The organism is Bacillus horti (genome assembly GCF_030813115.1).
GTDB lineage: Bacteria > Bacillota > Bacilli > Caldalkalibacillales > JCM-10596 > Bacillus_CH > Bacillus_CH horti.
Genome location: NZ_JAUSTY010000004.1, coordinates 172170 through 193708, shown reverse-complemented (window position 1 = coordinate 193708; position 21539 = coordinate 172170). Strand labels below are relative to the sequence as shown.

Sequence of the window (21539 nt, the reverse complement as noted above, 5' to 3'; positions counted from 1 at the left end):
TTAGACGGCTAAACAATTAGGTAGGCCTTGTTACATTGACTCATTAAAAAGATTAGCTCATATTTCGTAATAGACGCTTCAACATTTTGTTTAAAGAAGCTTGCTCTTGGTCAGTAATTCCTTCCATGAGTGCTTCATCTAGCCTTGACCATACTTGGATAATAGGCTCCTTTAATTGGTATCCTTGCTCCGTCAAATAGACACGAGATACACGAGCGTCTTGAGAGTCGCGTTTTCTTCTCAGCAAACCTGCTTTTTCCATTCGATGAATCATCTTTGTAATCGTAGGGGGCTCAACCTTCAATTTATTTATAATTTGAGTTTGTGTTAAACCATTCTCTTCCCAGAGTAGCTTTAGAATCATATCCTGCCCTACAAAAATACCTAATTTTGCGAACTCATCACTTATACGTTGGCGATGCAGCTTGGCAAGCTGTACAATAAAAAAACTAGTCGTATATGTATATTCTTCGTTCATAAAGCTACCTCCATTTTTATTTAGCCGTCTAAATAATAAGATAGCTGATATTTATTGCTTTGTCAACAGATCATTCAAAGTCTCGATTGCAGAACTAGCGCCCGGGTGCAATCGTATTCGGGCATTAGTTTTATGAATGTGTCCAGACTCCTAGGTGTTCAAACTAATCTACTTTCTGCTTACTCTTTGGCGTAATTCAAGCCTATACTGTAAGCTTGTTGCAGCAATAACTCTGAATGCCCAGGTGATGAATTCAAGGTATCATACAAGAATTCAACCTTTGAATTTGAAATCCCACAATAATCTGCCACACCGACGTTGAGGAGATGTGTGATAAGTTCATCATAATTTCTTTTCTTCAACTGGGTTTCAGTAGCTGCTGCTAGACCAATCCATAAAGCACGCTGATGATGAAGTTGATTCGAACCATACGCAAAGCCATTGTTCCATACACGGTCTATATAACCCTTTAACATAGCTGGCAATCCCCACCACCAAACGGGAAAAATAAAAGCTAAAGCATCATGCTCCTTCATCCGCCTCATTTCCTTTTCCACTTCAGCAGAATATCGCTGCTCAGTAGCTGACCAATCAGGTTCATCTAGTTCACGTAATACAGGATCAAAACCAATACGATGCAAATCTACTATCTCTGATTCATGTCCAGCATCTGCAAGTCCATCTATAAATCGACGGGTAACCGCAAAGGTCAAGGAATTTTCCCTCGGGTGGGAAACAACTGTTAATACTTTCATACTGTATTATCACTACCTTTCAAGCTGCTAAATATCTAGCTATTGATCAATGACTAATGTTATTATAAACAGCAAGAACAACCATTTGGAAGTACGCACTTTTAAGTTCTATAGGGTAATACAGGTTCCATAGGAACATTGGAGTACCCTAGAATATGACTGAATGTTGAATAATAATCTCTCAAAAAAATTTTATATTGGAGGATTAAAATGACTAAAGAAACGAAGGATATTCAAAAGAAATATCAAGTTGGAGTTGAGGCCACACTAGAAGTAATTGGAGGAAAGTGGAAACCATTGATCATCTATAACTTGATGACTGGAAGGAAACGAACATCTGAGCTTCGTCGATTAATTCCCAATATCACTCAAAAAATGCTCACTAATCAATTGAGAGGGCTAGAGAATGATGGAATCATTACTAGGAAGATTTATAAACAGGTACCTCCAAAAGTAGAGTATGAATTAACAGCATACGGCTGGGGATTAAAAGGGGCATTAGACAGTTTATGTTATTGGGGAGAAGATCATTTAGATAAGGTTCATGGAGATAAATCAAAGGTACTTGAGGAATGCAATGCGTCTCAAAACTGATTGTTCCAGCATTAAGAGAAATGAAACCTATAAATAGAAAGGTACCCAAGCTGGTAAATTGAACAAGGATTGTTCAACTTTCTCACTGGCACCTTTCTATTATGTTAAGCTATAACTTTTGCTCGATACGTGTAATACGCGTCCGTTGCCAAGTCTATAAGAGTAAAAATAACTACCAAAACGACAGTCCACCCTGCTACTCCATCCCAAATCGCAGATAAAGTGCTATATCCTTCCCCAGCCGGAGATAAAATACCTGCCGACACCATCTGTTGAACAAAATCAGCATTGTAGATGGAACTATCGGAGAAGATGATAGCCGTTAGAACAACGATAACAACTGACACGATTATGTTGAAACCTAGTAGTCTAGTGCTTCTTTTGCGGGCTATTATTTGTACACACGCTTTTAAGATTCCTAGAGCAGCAACTCCCCATATAAGTGGCAAATAGGTGTGGAAAGCCTCTGCATTCAGAAAGGAAATAACGGAACGACTTCCTTCCTCAAATCTCCATATACCAAACCACTCTACAGCATAGAGACTAATCGCTGTAAAAAGAACAGCAAAAAATATTCCAAAAATAGGTTCACTCATTTTAATCTTAGCTTGCTCGCTAGGAATTTGAGGCAGTTCTGTGAGGCTCCACTCCCCTACCTTTTTATTGTCAAGGCTTGATCTTTCATTTCCTTGACGGTACTCCATCCAAGCAAAAATAACAGTTACCCAGAAAAAGGCTTGAGCCCCTACTGTAAAAATTGAAGCAAAGTAGCTTACCAGCTGCTCTAGTGCACCTACAGAAGCAAAAAAAGTATCAATAGCAAACATAACGGTTACTAGAATAGAAATGGATAGCAGGACAACTTTTAGAGTACTAAGATATGATCCATAAAACATAGGTCCAATTAAATATCGGTCATAGCCACGATACTTCGCTGCCAGCTCTTTCGGATTTCCAAGCTCCTGTAAAACATTCTCGACATCCTCTTGAGTCACTTGATCAATCTGATGGCCAGCTAGTCTCTCCTCGAGCATTTCATCAATTAAGCCTTTCAGCTCCTTTTTTATCTCATCTCTTTGTTTTTCAGGTAATCGCTCTGTTACCGCATAAATGTAACGATCAATTAACTCCACCCTTTTCCCCTCCTTCATCTGTTCCAATAATCTCATCCATGCTTTTTATAAGCATATGCCATTCTTTACAAAGGCCATTGTAAACTTCTCGTCCAAATGGACTAAGCAAATAGTATTTACGTGGACGCGTTTCATTCGTATCCCAGCTACTTTCAAGCAAATTCTGCTTTTCTAATCTTCGAAGCAAGGGATACAAAGTACCTGGATCAATGGCAATCCCTTTCTCCTTTAATACCGGTACTAGCGAATATCCATACTGAGGTTCATTAAGTAATTGACTTAAAACACCAATCACAATCGTTCCTCTTCGCAGTTCACTGAGTATTGCATTGATCGTTTCTTTCACATCAGCCATAAGATCAACTCCCGGTCTTCATTATACTGTATGACGCACACTATTGTAAATAACAATATATTAATACTCACATATTAAAGTGTATGAAAAAATGTTCAATGCTCCTGTTCTTCTTAAATCCTTGGACCATATAGAATTGCTACATTGCTTCAAGACCATATACCTCTTCTTAAAAAAATCGGACAGAAACCCGCTTTTATAACTAAAGTGCTTGCCGCAGCAGGTAAACGCTCATTAACATGCTATGTCCTACAATCCGCACTGATTGCTATCCTATTATCTGAGCCTTTAATCGGTCTTGGTGGCAGAATAGACAAGGTTCATAATCAATAGTTTCATAAATTTTATCAATAGAACTGCATAGCTTATAAATAAAAGACAGGTTTCCGTAATGCTTTTCTTCCCAGCACTTACAGACCTGTCCTACTTTTAATATGAAATTTAAAGCAGTTTCACTTGATCATGTACAGCAATATTACCCGTTTGAATTATATGTGCATATACACCAAAACAAAGGTCATACTCTTGAGACAAATGCTTCAGCACATGCGGTTCTCGCGGTAAATTACCTTGAGCAAATGTGACCATGCCACAGCGCTCTGTTTTCTGAATAATTTCAAGTATAAGCTCATTGCCAATTTGCAATTGTTTGCCTATCCACTCATTTTCCACTGGACCTCTTCCAACTGTATTCAGCACTAAATTTGGACGAAATCTCCTTTCGTCTATAGCTATTTCAGGTAAAGCATTCTTTAACGCTAACAAGCCAGAGGTTGAAATGATGTGAATGGGGCAATCATCAAAATGAGAAATGTCACCCTCACGTTCTACTGTCACCTGTTTTCCAAGCTCCAGTGATAAACGCCCGTCTAGTTCAACGCTAGGAGCAGCTAATTCTGTTCCATCCGGAAACACTACGATTGGCTGCTCCTCTCTATAGTAGGAAGATAGCTTAAATAAACCGTCTATCTTAGTAAATAAGCGGGTGGTCTTTCCACTTCCAAATTTCGCATTTTCATCTCGTACTGTATACAATCGGTCTCCCCAAGCGCCACGTTTATCAATTCGCATTTGACTACATTGTTCACCGAGCAAGGATTTGACCGGATACCTCCACAATCTCTGTACCTTACCTACTTCCTGACCCATTTCTTCAACTCCGTTCAAAGCTTTTGTATTTTGAGCTTATAGACATTTTATTAATGCGAAGTCGCATGATCCACTTTCTAACTATATTTTCTAGAATTTCTTTCTTAGCCATCACATCCTCCATCCCCGTGAACCCTCATTGTAGCTCGGTCAGATGCTACCCAATTTGACGCCACTCCTCTATACTCCCATTCATCTACTCGAACTACTTATTTTGTTCATTTTTTGTTTTCTTCGTACCATTGCACAATTTTAGGCATTTGTTGTTCAAATCCCCCGGGGATGAAAACATTTAAAATCCCTGCCCGTTCGTTACTTCGATTCATAAAGTCATGAATCACCCCTGCTGGCACCCTAATAAACGAACCCTTTGGAGCATCAACATATTCCGGACCTAACCGGAAGGTCATTGTCCCTTCTAGTACATAGAACAGTTCTTCATTTTCATCATGTGAATGTGGACCTGAACCCTCACTTAAAGGCTCTAGCCACCAAGTTGATACACAATAGCGATTTTCAGTCTGTGCCCCATCAGCATAAAAAATACTAGTCATAGAGCCCATGTTGTATTCACGTCCTGATTGAGGCGGGCAAAACAATAATTGCTTTGAAAGGTTATTCGTCTCTCCCATACTTGACACCTCTACTCATTATTATTTAATTACAAAATTAGTCCAAGAGAATACCTCTATGCTGATAGTAATGGCTATATTTTATCATGCCAACTCTATGAAAGACATGACAACAATTAAAAAGGTTGATTACAACAAACCATCAGCGGGTAAGGGAAATTATGGCGACACCATACTATAAAAGCTTATAAGCTTAGGAAAGGATGACCATCTGTGAAAAAGAGAAAGCTTTGGAGTTCACTCGCTATAACAGCAGGAATAGTGTTGAGTAGTGCCACTTTGTCGCATGTAGCGGCTTCTGATTATACTACGAATCAGGTTACTGCACCTGAAGTTGTATTAAGCTGGGAGGGTGAAGATCTACAACGTCCTGCACTTCTCATTTATGGAAACACAATGATTCCTCTTGCTACATTGCGAGATGAACTCGGAATTGAAGTTAAGTATGATAGCGAAAGAAATACTTACGTCGTGGGTTCTGAGCCAAACAGAATTAACATTGTAAGTGAGAATTTAGGCACCTCTTTAACTGTGAACCAGGTAAACACTAACATTTATCAAGCAATAAATAGGGATGGACATCTATACGTTCCTTTTAGTCTACTTCGTGATTATATGTCATTCGATGGAGTATGGAATGGCACACAAAAGACGCTCGACTTAACAACTTCCGAACAAAATGAGATAGACTTTGAACGCAGCTTTGTTGAACGAAGTGAAGGAGATTCAACCATATCATTGGAGTATCCTGTCCTTAGCGGGAATGCTGCAGGTATCGAGCAGATCAATGAAGCCATTGAGGCTCATGTTACCTCTTATACAGATTATGCTGAAGAAGCCTTACAGTCATACGTGGAAGGAGAGCGCCCATATCAATTTATAGGAACATTTAATGTTACCTATAACAAAAATGGTGTTGTCAATATTCTAATGCAGGAAAATGCCTTTACTGGAGCTGCACACGGGCTAAATACTCGGGAGAGTTTGACGTTCGTGTTAGAAACTGGCGAGAGAATTCAATTAGAAGATCTGCTTCTTGATGGAAATCCGAATTACGTAACGGAGTTAAATCATATTGTTTCTGAGGAGCTACCAAATATGAATGGGTATATAGGTGGTTTTGAAGGATTAGATGCGGATCCACGTTTCTTCCTAAGAAATGAAGGAATTGTCCTGTTCTTTGATCAATATGAATATACAAGTTATGCTGCTGGATTTCCGGAAATCTATGTACCATTCCATAGTATTTTGCCCGAGGGAATCGACCCATTTAAAGGATTTCCCTCGAATTAAGCCTTTCTAAAAGCTTCTATATATTTATAACATTGTATCAAATTTATAATTCTTAGACCGTAAAAAACACGCACATTCAATACTTTAAGAATGTGCGTGTTTTATGTAACGCATAATTATTAGTTTTTAGATGCAAGCCATTCTGCCAATTCAACAATTTGATCTTGACTAAATTGACTCGCATATCCAGGCATAATCCCTCTGCCATCGCGAATAACTGTTTCAATTTCGTCTTGACTAAGGTTTGCTCCCACTTCTCTTAAATCTGGACCAGCTCCGCCTTGTAAATCAGTTCCATGGCAAGAAATACAGCTATTCTGGTATGTGTCTATCGCTTCTTGGAATGCCACTTCTCCTCCAGATTCTTCAGACTCACCTGGCTCTTCTGCTGGCTCACTCTGATCAGAAGAACAAGCTGCAAGGACAAGTAAAAACATACCCAAAATAACTCCTAAGCGAAAATACTTGTTAGATTTTTTCATTGTTAATCCCCCGTTTCCCTATAGCTAATCCTAACAGTTAGCATATATATCCTTTTCTAATAAATCATAATATGAAATGCACTATTAAAAAATAGCCCCTTGGGGTCATATTGTGAATATATTGTTACGAAGAACACATTTACAGTTATTAGATAGCTCCTGATTTGCACAAGAAAATACTCTAGTTACCAATTCCAGTGAGTAGGCGCTATCTGTTCCTTGATAGCCCTCCATAATTTCATTTCAATCGGAATTATTAGGTTTCATAGAATAGAGATTCTACATAATAGCCATATTAATCATAAAAACTAAGTAGGTGAAGTGAAGATGCCCCATGCTTATATCAATGGCTACAATATGTATTACACAGATAAAGGTAAAGGAACGGCGATCATATTTATCCATCCACCAGTATTAACCAGCTTAAATTTCACATATCAAATCGATCATTTATCAAAGTATTTTCGAACAATTGCTTTCGATATTCGCGGTCATGGGCACAGTGAGCCTTCTGAACAGGAAGTAACCTATCCATTAATTGTTGAAGATATTAAGAAATTAATGGACGAGTTACAGATTGAAAAAGCCTTTTTATGTGGATATTCGACTGGTGGATCAGTCATGCTTGAATTTTTTTTAGCCTACCCTGAACGAGCATTAGGTGGCGTTGTTATTTGCGGTATGTCTCAAGTCAGTGACAGGAAGCTTAAGCAGATGATATCACTAGGTCGTCTTTTTTCGCATTATGGCATGATTCATACAATTGCACTCTCTGTATCATGGGCACAAGCTACTACAAAGCTATCCCATTTATCCCTCATTCGTTTGTTGTTTAAAGATGCAAAAAGAACTAATGCCAAAAATGCTGAACAATATTACCAATACAGCATGCATTACAATTGCACTAGCCAACTTAGTGATATAAATCAACCAATGCTGTTAGTTTACGGAGAGAAGGATAAAACCTTTCATCCTTATGCACGGGTATTACAAGAACGATTGCCCAACAGTCGCCTTGTTATCTTTAAAGATATGAAGCATCAGGTACCAACAAAGGCAGCAGATAAATTAAACGACCATATTTACGAATTTATATATCTTTGCCAGCATAACGAATTTCCCTTCACATAGCAGGTTGTTTCCATGAGTAAATAATTTTAATTAATAGATATATTAACGCTCTAGACCTTTGTTGATAAAATGATTTAAAATCTTAGCCATTTCTCCGGGTGACTTATCCATTCCATTTGCAAGCCAAGCTTTAACAACATGGATTGCTCCGTTAATCACGTACGTGCTTAGATATTCAGTCAGATCCTCTTCTTGATCATTCATATAGGTCCAATTCTTTAAGAAGAATTGGTGCGCAACAACTGTTGCTTTGCTCTGAAACGTCGTTTCTGTTTCGTTAAGCAGTGTTTGGCAGACGTCTCGATTTGAGGAAAAATAGCCCAATAAATTTTCCATGATATGTGGAACATCTTCCTTTTTCTCATACTTGAACTTATTCATGTAGCCCTTCATATCTTCAATGGTTTCTTCTTCAATTTTGTCAAGCAGATCAAACTGATTGTAGTAATGGGCATAAAAGGTTGAGCGATTCACATCCGCTAATTCACACAGCTCCTTGACGGTAATAGATGAAATCGGTTTTTCCTTTAAAAGCTGTATAAGACTATCCTTTAGTACCATCCTCGTATACTTTTTCCTTCTGTCTATTGAGTTAGGCATCCTATCTTCCTTTCATGACTTACTTACTTTCTTTTCACTTTTTAGCCAACACAAATGCCAATAATGTTGCTCAAATCACGATTATAGTTAAACTGTTTGTTGAATACTCAACACTGTGTCCATATAATGTTATAGTGTGCACAAAATAATGGCAAGAGAGGATGAGACGTTATACGCATTGCAGAAAATATTATAAAGCATAGAAAGGCCATCGTGACCATCTTCACAATCCTTACGGTCATTTGTGTTTTTGCACAGTTTACTGTTTCAGTAAATTACGATATGAAGGATTACTTGCCCGAAGAGGCTCAATCTACGACAGCTCTTCAAATTATGGAGCAGGAGTTTGGCGGTAATATCCCTACGAATCGCGTTATGATTGAGGGTGTGACTCTACAGGAAGCTATTGCTTTTAAAGAGCAACTCTCTGCAATAGATGGTGTTTCGGATGTCACATGGCTAGATGATGTTGTTGATCTAAAAGCCCCGCTTGAGATGGCGGATACTGATACGGTAGAAGCCTATTATAAGGATGATAAAGCCTTATTTATGTTTAGTATTCGTAGCGGAGAAGAGGTTTCCATTACCAATGAAATCTATGAATTGATTGGTGAAGAGAATGCTATGGCAGGAGAATCGCTTGATACTGCTACACAACAGCAAATGACGGGAACGGAAAGCTTTTACGCTGCCGCATTGTTAGTCCCGATCATTATCATTATCCTAGTTATTTCGACTACCTCTTGGGTGGAGCCTATCTTTTTCTTAATTGCTATCGGTGTTTCCATTTTAATTAACATGGGAACAAATATTTTTCTTGGTGAAGTATCCTTTATTACTCAATCAGTTGCTCCGATTTTACAGCTGGCCGTATCACTAGATTATGCCATCTTTCTTCTTCATAGCTTTTCCGATCATAGAAAGACTTTTAAAGATCCTCGGATCGCTATGCAGCACGCCATGAAGGATTCATTTCCTGCTATCGGAGCCAGTGCAACAACAACCTTTTTTGGTTTTATGGCGTTATCATTTATGCAATTTGAAATCGGATCTGATCTAGGAATTAATTTGGTAAAAGGGATCTTGTTTAGCTTCATTAGTGTGATGGTTCTATTACCTGCTTTAACCGTTTTACTATACAAATGGATTGATAAAACACAGCATAAGCCTTTAATACCTAGCTTCAAAGGAGTAGGGAATTTTGTTGTGAAAATGAAGATTCCTAGTCTTATACTTATCTTTGTCCTTATTGTACCCGCTTTTCTAGCACAAAGTCAGACGAGCTTCATTTATGGTATAGGCGAACAGCCAGAGGAGACAAGAGCAGGAAGCGATATTATAAAAATTCAAGAGCATTTTGGAGATACGACTCCAATTGTATTGCTAGTTCCTAAAGAAGACATCGCTAAAGAAGAGCAATTGGTAAGAGATCTCGAGGAGATAGAGCATGTTTCAAGTGTCCTCGCCTATGTAAATATGGTAGGTACTGCTATTCCACCAGAATATTTAGATGCTTCCGTAACGGAGCAATTTTATTCGGATAACTATAGTCGCATTATCCTACAAGCCAACACCCCTACTGAGGGAGATCTAGCGTTTCAAGTCATTGAACAGGTTCAGGATACGGCTAGGAATTATTACGGAGAGGAAGCCTACTCTGTGGGGGAAAGTATCACACTGTACGACATTAAAAATACAGTGCAAAAGGATAACACCCTAGTCAATATTTTAACGCTTAGTACGATTGCCCTTGTCCTTGCCTTAACCTTTAAATCTATTTCCATTCCTATCGTCATGCTATTAACCATTCAATCATCGGTTTGGATTAATCTATCAGTTCCTTACTTTACTGAGTCCACATTGGTTTATGTTGGTTATCTACTGATTAGCATCATTCAGCTTGCGGCAACAATTGATTACGCCATACTTCTAACAGATGCTTACAAAAAATATCGTCAGGATATGCCAGCACTACAGGCTCTAAAAAAAGCTTTGGATGAGAAAATTTTTGCCATCTCAATATCGGCCTCCATTTTATCTAGTGTCGGGTTTATTTTATGGATTACCTCATCCAACCCTATTGTAAGCTCAATCGGGTTATTACTTGGAAGAGGCGCACTGCTTGCCTTTATCATGGTTGTTTTCTTCCTACCAGCCGTTCTTCTTGTGTTTGACAAGCTCATTAGGAAAACAACCTGGAAAGCAAATTTTTATAAGGAGAAATGATTAGATGAGGAGCATAAGAAAGTATCTACTTATCTTAATGACCATTCTTTTATTACTACCTTCATGGTCGGCTACTACAGCGAACTCAAATTCTAGCACATCCCAAGAAGATGCCTCTACAGAAATGGGAGAGGTCTCTTCCAAGGATGAAGTGGTCTATGCAACGCTAAATCCTAGCGGTAAAAGTGAACATATCTATGTTGTCAATATTTTAGATGTAGCCAAAGCTGGGGAGATCACCGATTTTGGTCAATACTCAAGCCTGAAAAATTTATCAAATCTATCTCTTATTGAACAACAGGATGATTCTGTGTCATTCGTAGCTCCTGAAGGAAAGTTTTATTATCAAGGTAATATTGACGATGATAGTCTTCCTTGGAACTTTTCTATCTCCTATTGGCTCGATGGAGAAGAAATTGCTCCTGATGAGCTTATAGGCGAGAATGGGGATGTTCAAATTCAGATTGAAACGTCTGCTAATGCGTCCGTCAATCCTATATTTTTTGAAAATTACTTATTACAGATCTCCGTTTCATTCGATTTAGAAAAATTTAAGGACATTAAAGCTCCTGACGGAGTATTCGCTAATGCTGGGAAGAATAAACAGATTACTTTTACGGTAATGCCCGAACAAGAGGAAACTCTCTTGTTAGAAGCAAACGTAACAGATTTTGAATTAGCTGGCATTGATATTGCAGCCGTTCCTTTTTCCATGTCCGTAGAGCTACCAGATATGGATTCTATGACTGGAGATTTCGCTACGCTAAGTGACGCTATTGAAGAGGTTCATAATGGTATTACTGAACTGCTGAATGGAATTACTGAGTTACACGATGGTGCAAGTGAGCTTCGCAGTGGTTCAAGGGAATATAGAGATGGAATTGCAGCTATTAATGACTCCTCAGCTGACTTAGTCCAGGCATCTGCAACTATTGGAGAAGCTCTTAAAACGTTAGATCAGTCTCTTAGAGGCAGTTTAGGAGAAGGAAGCTTGGACGAATTGCAGCAGCTTGAAGATGGGCTTATGCAAATGGCAAATGGCCTACGGGAAATGGCTACGGGACTTGAAACGTTAGGTACACACTTCGGAACATCCTACGAGATGCTGAACAATGCGATGGAGGAAATCCCAGAGCATGACGTTACTGAAGAAGACATTCAGCAGCTCTATGCTAGTGGTGCGAATCGTGCTGTGCTTGATAAGTTGATCAGTACGTATGCTGCTGCACAAAAAGCTAAAGGAACCTATAATGCTGTAAAGGAAAGCTTTGACGCCATGGAAACGACATTGAAGCAAGTCAATGGCTCCCTTACAGAAATGGCTGGTCAAATGACGGGCATAGCAGCGGAGCTGTCTGCCCCAACTAACCAAAATCCTGCAGAATCCTTAGCTCAGCTACAGGAAGGTATCTCTAGTCTTGCTCAGAATTACGAAGCCTTTCACACAGGTTTAGAAGACTATACGGGAGGAATCGGTCAGCTATCTAATTCCTATGGAGAGTTAGATCAAGGAATAGAAGGTTTAACTGATGGGATTGGAGAATTGAAAGATGGGGTTGGCGAGCTTCACGCTGGAACCGCAGAGCTGTCTTCATCCACCAGAGATTTACCAGACCAAATGAAAGACGAAGTGGATCAGCTAATGGCGGACTACGATCATTCTGATTTTGAAGTCGTATCCTTTGTATCTCAGGAAAATGAAAACATCAACCTTGTTCAATTTGTTTTCAGAACAGCGGATTTAAAGCACCCTGAGCCTGAAGTGACAGAAAATCAAGCAGAGGAAAAAGAAGGATTCTGGAATCGATTTATTAATTTGTTTAGGGATCTGTTCTAAAACGTGAACAATACTTCGTGTTGTAGACTATAAAACAAACATGAAAAGCGCACATTCTTTTTTGATAAGAGTGTGCGCTTTACGTTTTTCAAATTTACAATCAACTAGATGATAAGATCATAAAGCCTTCTTCAAGGCAAGTTTATGATTCGTTTGTAAATTCATAGAACAAAAGATGGTTATGAAAGGGATCACCAACTCTGATTTCACGCGTTTTCCAAGGAGTTTCCTCTAATCCCGGACGTGCATATGCATAGTTCTTAGAAGCAAGCTCTTTATGAAATTCTTCGATGTTCTGTATCTCTACACGAATAGCTGATCCAGGGGTAGAGTCCCCATGATGCTCCGTTAAGTGGATGATGCAATCACCACAATGCGAAAGATCGGAATCGTTTGCTTCAAGCTAATGGATGAATTCATCCTGTAATCCCTCCTGTTGTATCTTCATTAGAATGTTTCTTACATTAAATACCCTCAAGCTCATCGAAGCTTATATCATATTCCATAAAACCAGCTGTCTGCTCCGCTGCCTCTGTTCCAAGCAATCGACGAACCATATGGAAGGCCATGTGAATACCCGCCGATACACCTGCGGCAGTTACAATTTTACCCTCGTCTACAAACTTCACATTTTCCTTTACCGAAATCTCAGGGAAATCTTTCTTCAAAGTCTCTATAGACAGACAATGAGTCGTAGCCCTCCTATGATTTAAAAGTCCAATTTCAGCGAGTAGAAAAGCTCCTGTACATACGGACGTCATCCACTTCACATCCTCGTAACGGTTATAAATCCAATGTAGCATGGCTTTATTTTCTCTCTCCCGGTCTGTTCCTAACCCTCCAGGTATAACTAACAGGTCAAAGTAAGGTGCCGTCCCCAAGCTATAGTCCGGAATAACTTTCAATCCGTTTGTTGCCCTTATGGGCTCCCCCGTTTCTGAAATAGTTGATACCTCAAAAGGCTGATAGGCATCAGCTTTACCGTAATTTATAGTCGTAATGGAAAAGACCTCAAAAGGGCCTGCAAAGTCTAATACTTCAACGTCATCGAATAACAAAATTCCCACTTTCCATTTCTGCATCTTAACTTTCTCCTCCTAGTTTACTAGTCTCATATCGTTTATCGCAAGTCAGGCAACGAAATCATCATCAAGATCTTAACTCCCTTATTTCTTCGTGGACAACCATTCAACTAGGCTCTTTATCTCATCTCCCGACAACCGAAAAATATTTACCGAATTAATTCCATATGGCTGATATGTGGAATCCCGTCCTCAGTCGTAATTTTCGCGCTGATATTAAATACTTCTCGAAGCATCATTTCCGTAATAACTTCATTTGGCGAACCAGCTCTATATAATTTTCCTTGTTTGAAAACGACAATTTGATCGGAAACAAATGCCGCTTGATTCATATCATGTAGAACCGTAATGATAGTCATCTTGTGATCTTTATTCAGCCTTTTTAACATATTAATAATTTCAAGTTGATGGTGAATATCTAAAAAGGTAGTCGGTTCATCAAGCAAAAGTAAATGAGGCTGCTGAGCCAACGCCATCGCAATCCATGCCCTTTGCCTCTCTCCTCCAGACAAGCTTTGTACATTACGGTCAAGCAACGGTTCCAGTTGGGTAATATGGACTGCCCACTCTATAACCTCGTAATCTTCCTGCGCTAACCTCTGGAACTTTTTTTTATGGGGAAACCTCCCAAACTCTACCAACCTGCTAACTGTAATTTCGGGAGTCTGTGCATGGGTTTGCATTAAAAAAGCAACTTCCTTGGCAAAGTCTTTTCTTTTCCATCGGGTTGTATCTGTTCCGCGCAAATAAATCTTTCCCTGATCAGGAGTTAATTGACGAGCAATTGCCTGTAAAAAGGTGCTTTTTCCGCAGCCGTTCGGGCCGATGATACTTGTAATTTTCCCTTCAATAAAACTCACATTGACTTCGGACAGTACAGGTGAATGGTTGTAGGATAAATGAATTTGTTTTGATTCTAGCATCATATTGAACTCTTCTTTCTTAGTAGATATATGAAAAATGGTGCTCCAATAATGCCCATAATGATTCCCACTGGTAGCTCGATCGGGCTAAACAGTGTTCTCCCAAGGGTATCGGAGACAGATACAACAATTACTCCGAGAAAAGCAGAGCATGGAAGCAGAACACGGTAGTCATTCCCTACCAAAAGTCTTGCAGCATGTGGGACAATAAGACCTACAAATCCAAGTAGCCCGACTACACTGACTGCGCTTGCTGCAAGCAAGGCTCCGATAGCAATAAACCACAAACGATATCCCTCAGTATTTAAACCCAAAGAACGGGATTCCGCATCTCCGAGCATTAAAATGTTCATTCTTTGTGCCCCGATCATCGCCAGAAAAATCCCAATCAACGAATAGGGCCATAGTACATCAAATTGCTGCCAGCTTTTCGCTGAAAGACTCCCAACCATAAAGGAAATCGTTCCCGGAACACGATCACTGTAAAAGGTATATAGGGCAGATACTCCGGAGTTTAAAAAAGCGGATACGGCTACTCCAGCTAATATGATTCGTATAGGAGATACTCCCTTGTTCCACGCTAGGATATATACAATGAAAGCGGCTGTCATAGCTCCTATGAAAGCAGCAGGAACAAGTAGATGACTATATGCTGGAAAAACTAGCATTATAAACACACCAAACAATCCAGCTCCAGAGGAAACTCCAATAATATGGGGATCTGCCATCGGATTTCTCATAACTCCCTGTAGAAGTGCTCCTGCTAATGCAAGATTCATTCCAACAAGAGCAGCAATCAATAGACGTGGAAGCCGCACACTCCAGATGATCGTATAGTATTCGCCTTGCTTATCGCCAAGCAGAATGTTAATAATATCCGGAATACTGACTTCTACCGAACCGAAAGACAGGCTATACAACAGACTCATCAAAGCAAGTAAAGGAAATAGGGATAGTAAAAAGACTTTCCATGATTTTTTCTCTCTAATCTTCATTTCCTAACTCCAAAACTATCTGTTTCTGAGAATATAGTCGGATATAATAACTTTGCCAAATACTCAAATGAAAGGTAGACGTCTAAGCCAGGTGCAATGACGAATAGATCTGAAGGTAGAAAATGGGCGGAGCCATTATTAACTGCCTTTAATGCATGCCAAGCTTCATTGGTTTCCAATTCGTTCTGAATAATGCGTTGCCCTTCCTCATTTGTTCCATGCACCAGTAAAAACAGATAATCCGGATCTAGCTTAACCAATGTCTCCATGCTGAAAGGAATATATCCGGGCATTTCCCCCGATTCTAGTGAGGTGGAAATATTCGTAAATCCAAATTGATCAACAATATCTACAGCTATCGTCGGACCTTGTTCCAAAAAGATGGAGCCAGGCATCAGAGTTAAAATAGCATAGGTGGACGACTCATCAGGTATCTGCTCCAGAATGACTTGAATGCGTTCTTTCATATCTTGGATAGCAGAATCCCCTTGAACTTCCTTCCCTAAAATTCGTGCTAGTAAAAGAGCATTGGCTTGCAAATCGTCAATAGTCAACGTAGATAAATTCATAAAAGGGATTTCAGCCTCTTCAAATTGCTGTCTTAATGATGCATGCCAAAAAGTTTGTCCAATCACTAAATCGGGCTTTAGACTAAATGCCAACTCCATATTTACTTCATGCATCATGCCAACAATGGCAATATCCCTTGCTTGCTCTGGAGGTTCAATCACAACGTCCATTGTAATACCCACAGCTCTACCCCCAATTTGATAAAAAGAATGAAGGACCTCACTATTAAGAACAACAATGCTTTCAGGCTTATGATCCAACACCACTATCTTCTCTTCATCATCAGTAAAAGCAAAATAAGCTCCGTCTTCACTCCGTTGTCCTGCTGTCACTGACTTGTCAGAGCTTTCATTAGCTGCAGAACTACAACCAACTAAAACAACTATAAAGATAAAAACGAACAATCCTGTAGAGTTACGTTTTAGCACGAGCTAACCTCCTTTTCATTAAATTCATCCATTTACCAATTCCATCGTGTGGGAAAAAGTCGTTCCTTAAGAGCACTCCACATTGTCACATTAATCGTACTAAGGGCTTCTGCTGTACAAGCTGATTCGGGCTGAAGGCTACTCTCCACGACACTCCCAAAGGTCGTTTCAAGTAAATTGTTCGTAACTTCCGTTTGCTCATAACAAGGGGGTGCAATATAAATCCTGTACGTCTGATCAACTATCATTCGTGTATTGTCATGGGGTCCAAGATCCACTGGAATAAACATCAACATAGCAAAGAGAACAAGGATCCCTACCATAATGATTAGATATAATCTAAGACGGAATAACCCTTGTTTTTTCATCCATTCTTTCACAACCAATATCCCTCCTTTTCTTTCAATCATAATCGCACTAACTTCCTAGCTTGTGAGTAATGACAGAAAGTTAAGTCAAGGAAAATTGTAAAGTAACATCGTTAATTCCACATGACTAGGAAGTGCTAGTATTGTGAACAGAAATTGAAATTTTATATCACTTCTCCTGACCTAAAGCCATACAACACTAGGCAATTCCTCTCTTGTTCAATGCTAGAAAAAAACAATCATTTTTGTCGTATTAAAACTTTATTCATTCCAATGACACCACTCGTTATTTTAAGCATTATAACTTTACCTGAAATTAGAGAAAAGGCCCTCTTCTCCTCAAGACAGCCTACTTGTGCTATAATAACAGTACATTTTGAAACGGAGAGGAGCGAGATCATTGGTTAAGAAAAGTGCTAGTGCAATACCTGATAAAACGTTTGGAGTAGCTGTACAAGCCTTGGTAGTACTGTCCCTTCGCTCTGATACTTGTCCAAGCTGTGATATCGCTGCCTACATGCAATCTGAAGCAACCCAGTTAAGAAGGATTTTAGCAAAGCTTGTCCGAAGTGGCTTACTGGTAACGAGAGAGGGTCGAGATGGTGGCTATCGCCTAAAACAAAGCCCAGACTCTTTCACATTAGCTGACGTTTACATGGCGCTGCAAACTGAAGAAGATAGGCTATGCCATTTATCGGAATCAACAGGCTCTAACCCATTTGGACAGCAGATGAGTCATGCTTTTACAGAACTGAAGGTTGAGCTTGAGCAATCCGCTTTACAGGTTCTTAGGCAGTATACTCTTGCCGATTTTGCAGAGAGGATTAAGAAAACTTTAAACCATTGACACATCTTTTTTTGTGGAGTATACTGTGTTAAAATTAGCACAGTATAAGTCGCATAGTAACTGTGTTATTTTTACCACAGTTAAACATCCCTTAGGAGGAATTATAATGAATACAAATCAGAGAACTGCCGATTTTTACACATTAATCCGTGAACGTCAATCGATTCGCCAATATGACCCTTCTGTTAGCATTTCAGAGGATGAGCTTAAAGAGATAATCGGAGAAGCCATCCTAGCTCCATCTTCATCAAATTTACAGCCATGGCGCTTTGTTGTGGTCACAGATCCAGATGTCAAGCAAAAGCTTTTCCCTATTGCCTATAACCAAAAGCAAGTGCTTGATGCAGCAGCTACCTTGATTTTACTAGGAGATACAGAAGCTTATCACAATGCGGATAAGATTTATAGCCTTGCTGTTAAGAACGGTATGCCACAGGAAGTAAAAGATTCCTATGTACCCCGCCTACTTGAAATGTACCCGAACATGGATCGTGAGACAGCTCGAGGTGTTGCCCTAATCGACGGTGGTCTAGTGGCGATGCAGTTTATGCTAGCAGCCAAAGCTCACGGTTATGATACAGTTCCGATGGGTGGCTTCTCAGCCGAACAGCTTGTAGAGGCTTTCGATATCCCATCTCACTATGTACCTGTCATGCTCATTTCTGTTGGTAAAGCAGACGGAGCTGGTTTTCCAAAAACTCGTCTGAGCGTGGACGAGGTCACATCGTGGAACTCAATCTCTGGACTACAGGATTAAGTATCACCATCAAAAAAAGAGCTATTTTTCTACTAAGGAATGGTTCATCACAAGCATTTATTATTTCATATGTAAAAGAACGCAAGTTACAGCGCTTGAGAAGCTGGAGCTTGCGTTCTTTATTGTTATAGCGCACTTTCGTAATGACGAATACTCCTAATGAAAAGAAGACTATTCGCGTTTCGAACAGAAAAGTTTGTTTAATCCAAAGTACAGACCTTGAGCCAAATCAGAAATATTACAATGATGTGGTTAGCTCTCTCTTTACCCCTTGCCGGCAACGTTTCAGCCCCCTGGTTAATCTACAGTTCTGAACGAAGAGATATGCTTTAGAATCAGTCACTATGTACACACCACCTCTCATCATGTAGCATGTAAAGTAAGAAAAAAACGAAAGTATGTGGTACATAATGGTGAAACTAGACTATTTGTTATCTGTACTATGGATTCTTAAAACGAATCCAAAAACGACTGCTGCACAAATAGCTGAACAGTTGGAGATTAGTGTTAGAACAGTATATCGATATATTGATATACTTTGCACGAGCGGTGTGCCCATCATTGCCGAGCCAGGTCATGGAGGAGGCTTTAAGCTACCTGAGTCGTTTGTTAGTTTACCTCTCTTTTTTGAAACGATGGAGCTTAAAGCAATAGGACATAGTGCACTTCTTGCCCGTCAAGCTGAGTATCCCTATGCCGATTCTTTAGATAGCGCATTACAAAAGATTACACATCGACTTAACGATTCTCAGCGTGAAGAGCTACAGCGTCAATCCAATGGTCTTCAAATCGTTGAGCAGTCCCGCAGTTTATCTCTGCAATCTGTATTACGCCAGTTGGAGAAGTCTGTCTTAGAAAATGCGACTTTGTTCATCCACTATGCCAAATCCAAAAGAAACATACCAATAGAGAGGAAAGTTGATCCGTATGGATTGGTTTTTCATTTAAATAAATGGTATTTGGTTGCATACTGTCATATACGTCAGCAAGAGAGAGTATTTCGTGTCGACCGAATAAGCGACTTGTCTTATTCCGGAGGTACTTTCGATAAGCCTTCCATTATCTCAATTCAAGACCTCTTTCACTGCATACATGTCAAAAAAGAACCGAAGGGAAACTCAGTTACAGTATGCTTGGTAGGCAGTGAAGAAATCTTAGATCAGTTTTGCAATCATTGGTTTCTTCAAGCGCATTTATCTAAGCGTAGCGATAATAAAGCGGAATTTGCCCTAGAAGATGAAGCAATGAAGAAATACTTCCCCCCTCTTCTACTATCTTTTGGAAAAAGTGTTCAAGTCTTAAAGCCCTCTTCCTTAAATGAAATAATGTCTACTCTAGCGTATGATTTAGCAAAATTTTATGAAGCACCTGAACTTCGCTGACACCCATGTTGTCAGCGAAGTTATTATATGATGAATCCATGATAAATAGAGAGGAGCCATGGAATCATGAGCCTATTTCAACAAAAACTTGACCTATCTAGAACAGACAAAAATTATTATTCTGCAACAGGTACTCCCCAATTGATACAACTGAATGAAATCCCCTATCTTACGATTACGGGATATGGAGCTCCGGAAAGCGATATGTTTATAAATGCAGTAGAAGCTCTATATACAGTTGCCTACGCAATCAAAAATATTAGTAAGAAGGATGCCAAGGACTTTGTCGTTCCTAAGCTAGAGGGACTTTGGTGGGTAAATTCTGAGAATGAAATGCTTGAGGTCCCGCGTGGAGATTGGCATTGGAAGCTAATGATCCGAATGCCGGACTTTGTCAGTGAGAGGATCGCTGATGACGCCTGTAAGGTTGCCATCGCTAAGAAAAAGAAGCTTGATCTAATCCATAATATAACCTTTGAAATCATAAATGAAGGAGCATGCGTGCAAATGATGCACATTGGTCCTTACAGCACGGAGCCAGATACGATTGAGCATATTCATACTTTCATGCATTCCCATGATTTTGTCCAAAATGGGCTGCATCACGAAATCTATATATCCGATCCTCGAAAAGTCAAGCCCTCTCTTTTAAAGACAATTCTTCGTTACCCTGTAAAAAAACAAAAGTAATTTGATACTCCTTTGTTTAAAACGAAGCATTCCTTCATCGGTATGCTTCGTTTTTTTAATTCATTTGTGATTGGGATCACAAAGTTGTCTGACTACCCGTTCTATAATCAACTCGTAAGCCCCAATTCATTCTTCAGGGGGAATGCGCCGACAAGCTTTCTTTTATTGCCTTTATGGTGGTATGGCTGCATTGTATTCAACAGCCAAAAACCTTGGCTGAATAGAAAATTAAATTTCGTTAGGGAGGTGAGTCAGATGGAACAAACCGAAGGAATTAAACAAATACTGTGATACACATCACCTCATCCCCTCCCTGTTGAAGATTTCATAAAAAAGAAGTCATACAAAAATCCGTAAGCGTAAACTTACGGATTTTTTGACCAATATTTTTTAGATAAAATTTAAGACGAATCTCCCATTAAGAATTTTGTTAGCTCAACTGCCACAAGTAAGAATCTAATTATCCAGCTTTTCTTGAGCTTGAGTCGGGATCTCATTCCACTGTACTTCATCATATGAAGTTACCTCATTTTCATTCTTTACGTAAAGCATCAGATAAGCGTCTAGCCTCAGCTCCCTTGCAGCAGAGAATTCAACCATATTCTTTACTCCATTTTCATCATAGGCAGGCAGCTCATACCAGTAACGCTTCACAACTTCACCTGAATCTAATCTTGTTTCCTCTATATCCGTATGCTCACTGATTTGAACATAGAGATTATCTTTTCCTAAACGGTTAATATCCACAGTAGCTAAAGCAAGCACCATCCCCATAAAAACAACAACAACCGTCAAAAGTGTTGCAAAAATTTTCTTCATTGTAAATTCCTCC

The 21539-nt window shown here is 39.4% G+C and carries 25 protein-coding genes; 10 read left to right on the top strand and 15 right to left on the bottom strand.

Features of this window, described 5'->3' with window-relative positions:
- Positions 1 to 52: 52 nt before the first annotated feature.
- Entirely contained in the window at positions 53 to 478 is a 426-nt protein-coding gene (locus tag J2S11_RS06065) for a MarR family winged helix-turn-helix transcriptional regulator (RefSeq protein ID WP_307392316.1), read from the bottom strand.
- A 179-nt stretch (positions 479 to 657) separates the two neighbouring features.
- Positions 658 to 1233 (bottom strand): NAD(P)H oxidoreductase, encoded by a 576-nt coding sequence (locus tag J2S11_RS06060; protein ID WP_307392313.1) that lies wholly within the window; start codon positions 1231 to 1233, stop codon positions 658 to 660.
- 210 nt (positions 1234 to 1443) lie between these two features.
- Between J2S11_RS06060 and J2S11_RS06055 the strand changes: the two genes are divergently transcribed.
- Positions 1444 to 1827 (top strand): winged helix-turn-helix transcriptional regulator, encoded by a 384-nt coding sequence (locus J2S11_RS06055; protein WP_307392310.1) that lies wholly within the window; start codon positions 1444 to 1446, stop codon positions 1825 to 1827.
- A gap of 104 nt (positions 1828 to 1931) precedes the next feature.
- Here J2S11_RS06055 and J2S11_RS06050 read toward each other — a convergent pair whose 3' ends face one another.
- Together J2S11_RS06050 and J2S11_RS06045 are read right to left on the bottom strand one after the other, a co-directional pair.
- Entirely contained in the window at positions 1932 to 2960 is a 1029-nt protein-coding gene (locus tag J2S11_RS06050) for an HAAS signaling domain-containing protein (RefSeq protein ID WP_307392308.1), read from the bottom strand.
- Positions 2947 to 3315 carry a PadR family transcriptional regulator gene (locus J2S11_RS06045; protein ID WP_307392305.1) on the bottom strand — a complete coding sequence of 123 codons (369 nt, stop codon included), beginning with the start codon at positions 3313 to 3315 and terminating at the stop codon, positions 2947 to 2949. The genes J2S11_RS06050 and J2S11_RS06045 overlap by 14 nt, the downstream gene beginning before the upstream one ends.
- 144 nt (positions 3316 to 3459) lie before the next feature.
- On the opposite strand from J2S11_RS06045, the gene J2S11_RS22280 reads away from it, so the two are divergent.
- Positions 3460 to 3648, top strand: a complete 189-nt coding sequence (locus J2S11_RS22280; RefSeq protein WP_370875461.1) for a DUF418 domain-containing protein — start codon at positions 3460 to 3462, stop codon at positions 3646 to 3648.
- 108 nt (positions 3649 to 3756) lie between these two features.
- Here J2S11_RS22280 and J2S11_RS06040 read toward each other — a convergent pair whose 3' ends face one another.
- A complete protein-coding gene (locus J2S11_RS06040; RefSeq protein ID WP_307392302.1) occupies positions 3757 to 4464 on the bottom strand; it encodes an MOSC domain-containing protein in 708 nt (235 codons plus the stop codon).
- A 218-nt stretch (positions 4465 to 4682) separates the two neighbouring features.
- Positions 4683 to 5096, bottom strand: a complete 414-nt coding sequence (locus J2S11_RS06035) for a cupin domain-containing protein (RefSeq protein ID WP_307392299.1) — start codon at positions 5094 to 5096, stop codon at positions 4683 to 4685.
- 213 nt (positions 5097 to 5309) lie between these two features.
- Here J2S11_RS06035 and J2S11_RS06030 point away from each other — a divergent pair, with 213 nt between their 5' ends.
- Positions 5310 to 6389, top strand: coding sequence for a DUF3298 and DUF4163 domain-containing protein (locus J2S11_RS06030; protein ID WP_307392296.1), 1080 nt, complete (start codon positions 5310 to 5312; stop codon positions 6387 to 6389).
- Positions 6390 to 6508: 119 nt separating this feature from the next.
- Here J2S11_RS06030 and J2S11_RS06025 read toward each other — a convergent pair whose 3' ends face one another.
- Positions 6509 to 6871, bottom strand: coding sequence for a c-type cytochrome (locus J2S11_RS06025; protein ID WP_307392293.1), 363 nt, complete (start codon positions 6869 to 6871; stop codon positions 6509 to 6511).
- A 327-nt stretch (positions 6872 to 7198) separates the two neighbouring features.
- Between J2S11_RS06025 and J2S11_RS06020 the strand changes: the two genes are divergently transcribed.
- The gene (locus J2S11_RS06020; protein WP_307392290.1) at positions 7199 to 8002 is read left to right on the top strand and encodes an alpha/beta fold hydrolase; all 804 of its coding nucleotides are present in this window, start codon (positions 7199 to 7201) and stop codon (positions 8000 to 8002) included.
- A 42-nt stretch (positions 8003 to 8044) separates the two neighbouring features.
- On the opposite strand, the gene J2S11_RS06015 is transcribed toward J2S11_RS06020, so the two are convergent.
- Positions 8045 to 8602, bottom strand: coding sequence for a TetR/AcrR family transcriptional regulator (locus J2S11_RS06015; protein ID WP_307392287.1), 558 nt, complete (start codon positions 8600 to 8602; stop codon positions 8045 to 8047).
- 282 nt (positions 8603 to 8884) lie between these two features.
- On the opposite strand from J2S11_RS06015, the gene J2S11_RS06010 reads away from it, so the two are divergent.
- Positions 8885 to 10828, top strand: coding sequence for an efflux RND transporter permease subunit (locus tag J2S11_RS06010; RefSeq protein ID WP_307392594.1), 1944 nt, complete (start codon positions 8885 to 8887; stop codon positions 10826 to 10828).
- A gap of 4 nt (positions 10829 to 10832) precedes the next feature.
- The gene (locus J2S11_RS06005; RefSeq protein ID WP_307392285.1) at positions 10833 to 12665 is read left to right on the top strand and encodes a YhgE/Pip domain-containing protein; all 1833 of its coding nucleotides are present in this window, start codon (positions 10833 to 10835) and stop codon (positions 12663 to 12665) included.
- Positions 12666 to 12807: 142 nt separating this feature from the next.
- Here J2S11_RS06005 and J2S11_RS06000 read toward each other — a convergent pair whose 3' ends face one another.
- The 6 genes from J2S11_RS06000 to J2S11_RS05975 all read right to left on the bottom strand — a co-directional run bounded on the left by J2S11_RS06000 (position 12808) and on the right by J2S11_RS05975 (position 17073).
- Positions 12808 to 13023, bottom strand: a complete 216-nt coding sequence (locus tag J2S11_RS06000) for a glyoxalase superfamily protein (protein ID WP_307392592.1) — start codon at positions 13021 to 13023, stop codon at positions 12808 to 12810.
- A 106-nt stretch (positions 13024 to 13129) separates the two neighbouring features.
- Positions 13130 to 13747 carry a DJ-1/PfpI family protein gene (locus J2S11_RS05995; protein ID WP_307392284.1) on the bottom strand — a complete coding sequence of 206 codons (618 nt, stop codon included), beginning with the start codon at positions 13745 to 13747 and terminating at the stop codon, positions 13130 to 13132.
- Between the two features lie 149 nt (positions 13748 to 13896).
- Positions 13897 to 14673, bottom strand: a complete 777-nt coding sequence (locus J2S11_RS05990) for an ABC transporter ATP-binding protein (RefSeq protein ID WP_307392282.1) — start codon at positions 14671 to 14673, stop codon at positions 13897 to 13899.
- Positions 14670 to 15665: a FecCD family ABC transporter permease gene (locus J2S11_RS05985; protein WP_307392280.1), complete on the bottom strand. Its 996-nt coding sequence runs from the start codon at positions 15663 to 15665 to the stop codon at positions 14670 to 14672. Before J2S11_RS05985 ends, J2S11_RS05990 begins: the two co-directional genes overlap by 4 nt.
- Positions 15662 to 16663, bottom strand: coding sequence for an ABC transporter substrate-binding protein (locus J2S11_RS05980; protein ID WP_307392278.1), 1002 nt, complete (start codon positions 16661 to 16663; stop codon positions 15662 to 15664). The genes J2S11_RS05985 and J2S11_RS05980 overlap by 4 nt, the downstream gene beginning before the upstream one ends.
- A gap of 32 nt (positions 16664 to 16695) precedes the next feature.
- Complete coding sequence (locus tag J2S11_RS05975; RefSeq protein WP_307392275.1) at positions 16696 to 17073, bottom strand: hypothetical protein; 378 nt, start codon at positions 17071 to 17073, stop codon at positions 16696 to 16698.
- A gap of 358 nt (positions 17074 to 17431) precedes the next feature.
- Between J2S11_RS05975 and J2S11_RS05970 the strand changes: the two genes are divergently transcribed.
- The 4 genes from J2S11_RS05970 to J2S11_RS05955 all read left to right on the top strand — a co-directional run bounded on the left by J2S11_RS05970 (position 17432) and on the right by J2S11_RS05955 (position 20707).
- On the top strand, positions 17432 to 17878 hold the full coding sequence (locus J2S11_RS05970) for an RrF2 family transcriptional regulator (RefSeq protein ID WP_307392273.1): 447 nt from the start codon (positions 17432 to 17434) through the stop codon (positions 17876 to 17878).
- Between the two features lie 106 nt (positions 17879 to 17984).
- A complete protein-coding gene (locus J2S11_RS05965) occupies positions 17985 to 18635 on the top strand; it encodes a nitroreductase family protein (protein WP_307392270.1) in 651 nt (216 codons plus the stop codon).
- 410 nt (positions 18636 to 19045) lie between these two features.
- Positions 19046 to 20017, top strand: coding sequence for a helix-turn-helix transcriptional regulator (locus J2S11_RS05960; RefSeq protein WP_307392267.1), 972 nt, complete (start codon positions 19046 to 19048; stop codon positions 20015 to 20017).
- Between the two features lie 66 nt (positions 20018 to 20083).
- The gene (locus J2S11_RS05955) at positions 20084 to 20707 is read left to right on the top strand and encodes a GyrI-like domain-containing protein (protein WP_307392264.1); all 624 of its coding nucleotides are present in this window, start codon (positions 20084 to 20086) and stop codon (positions 20705 to 20707) included.
- A 456-nt stretch (positions 20708 to 21163) separates the two neighbouring features.
- Here the strand turns inward: J2S11_RS05955 and J2S11_RS05950 are convergent, their stop codons facing one another.
- Entirely contained in the window at positions 21164 to 21526 is a 363-nt protein-coding gene (locus J2S11_RS05950; RefSeq protein WP_307392261.1) for a YxeA family protein, read from the bottom strand.
- Positions 21527 to 21539 lie beyond the last annotated feature (13 nt).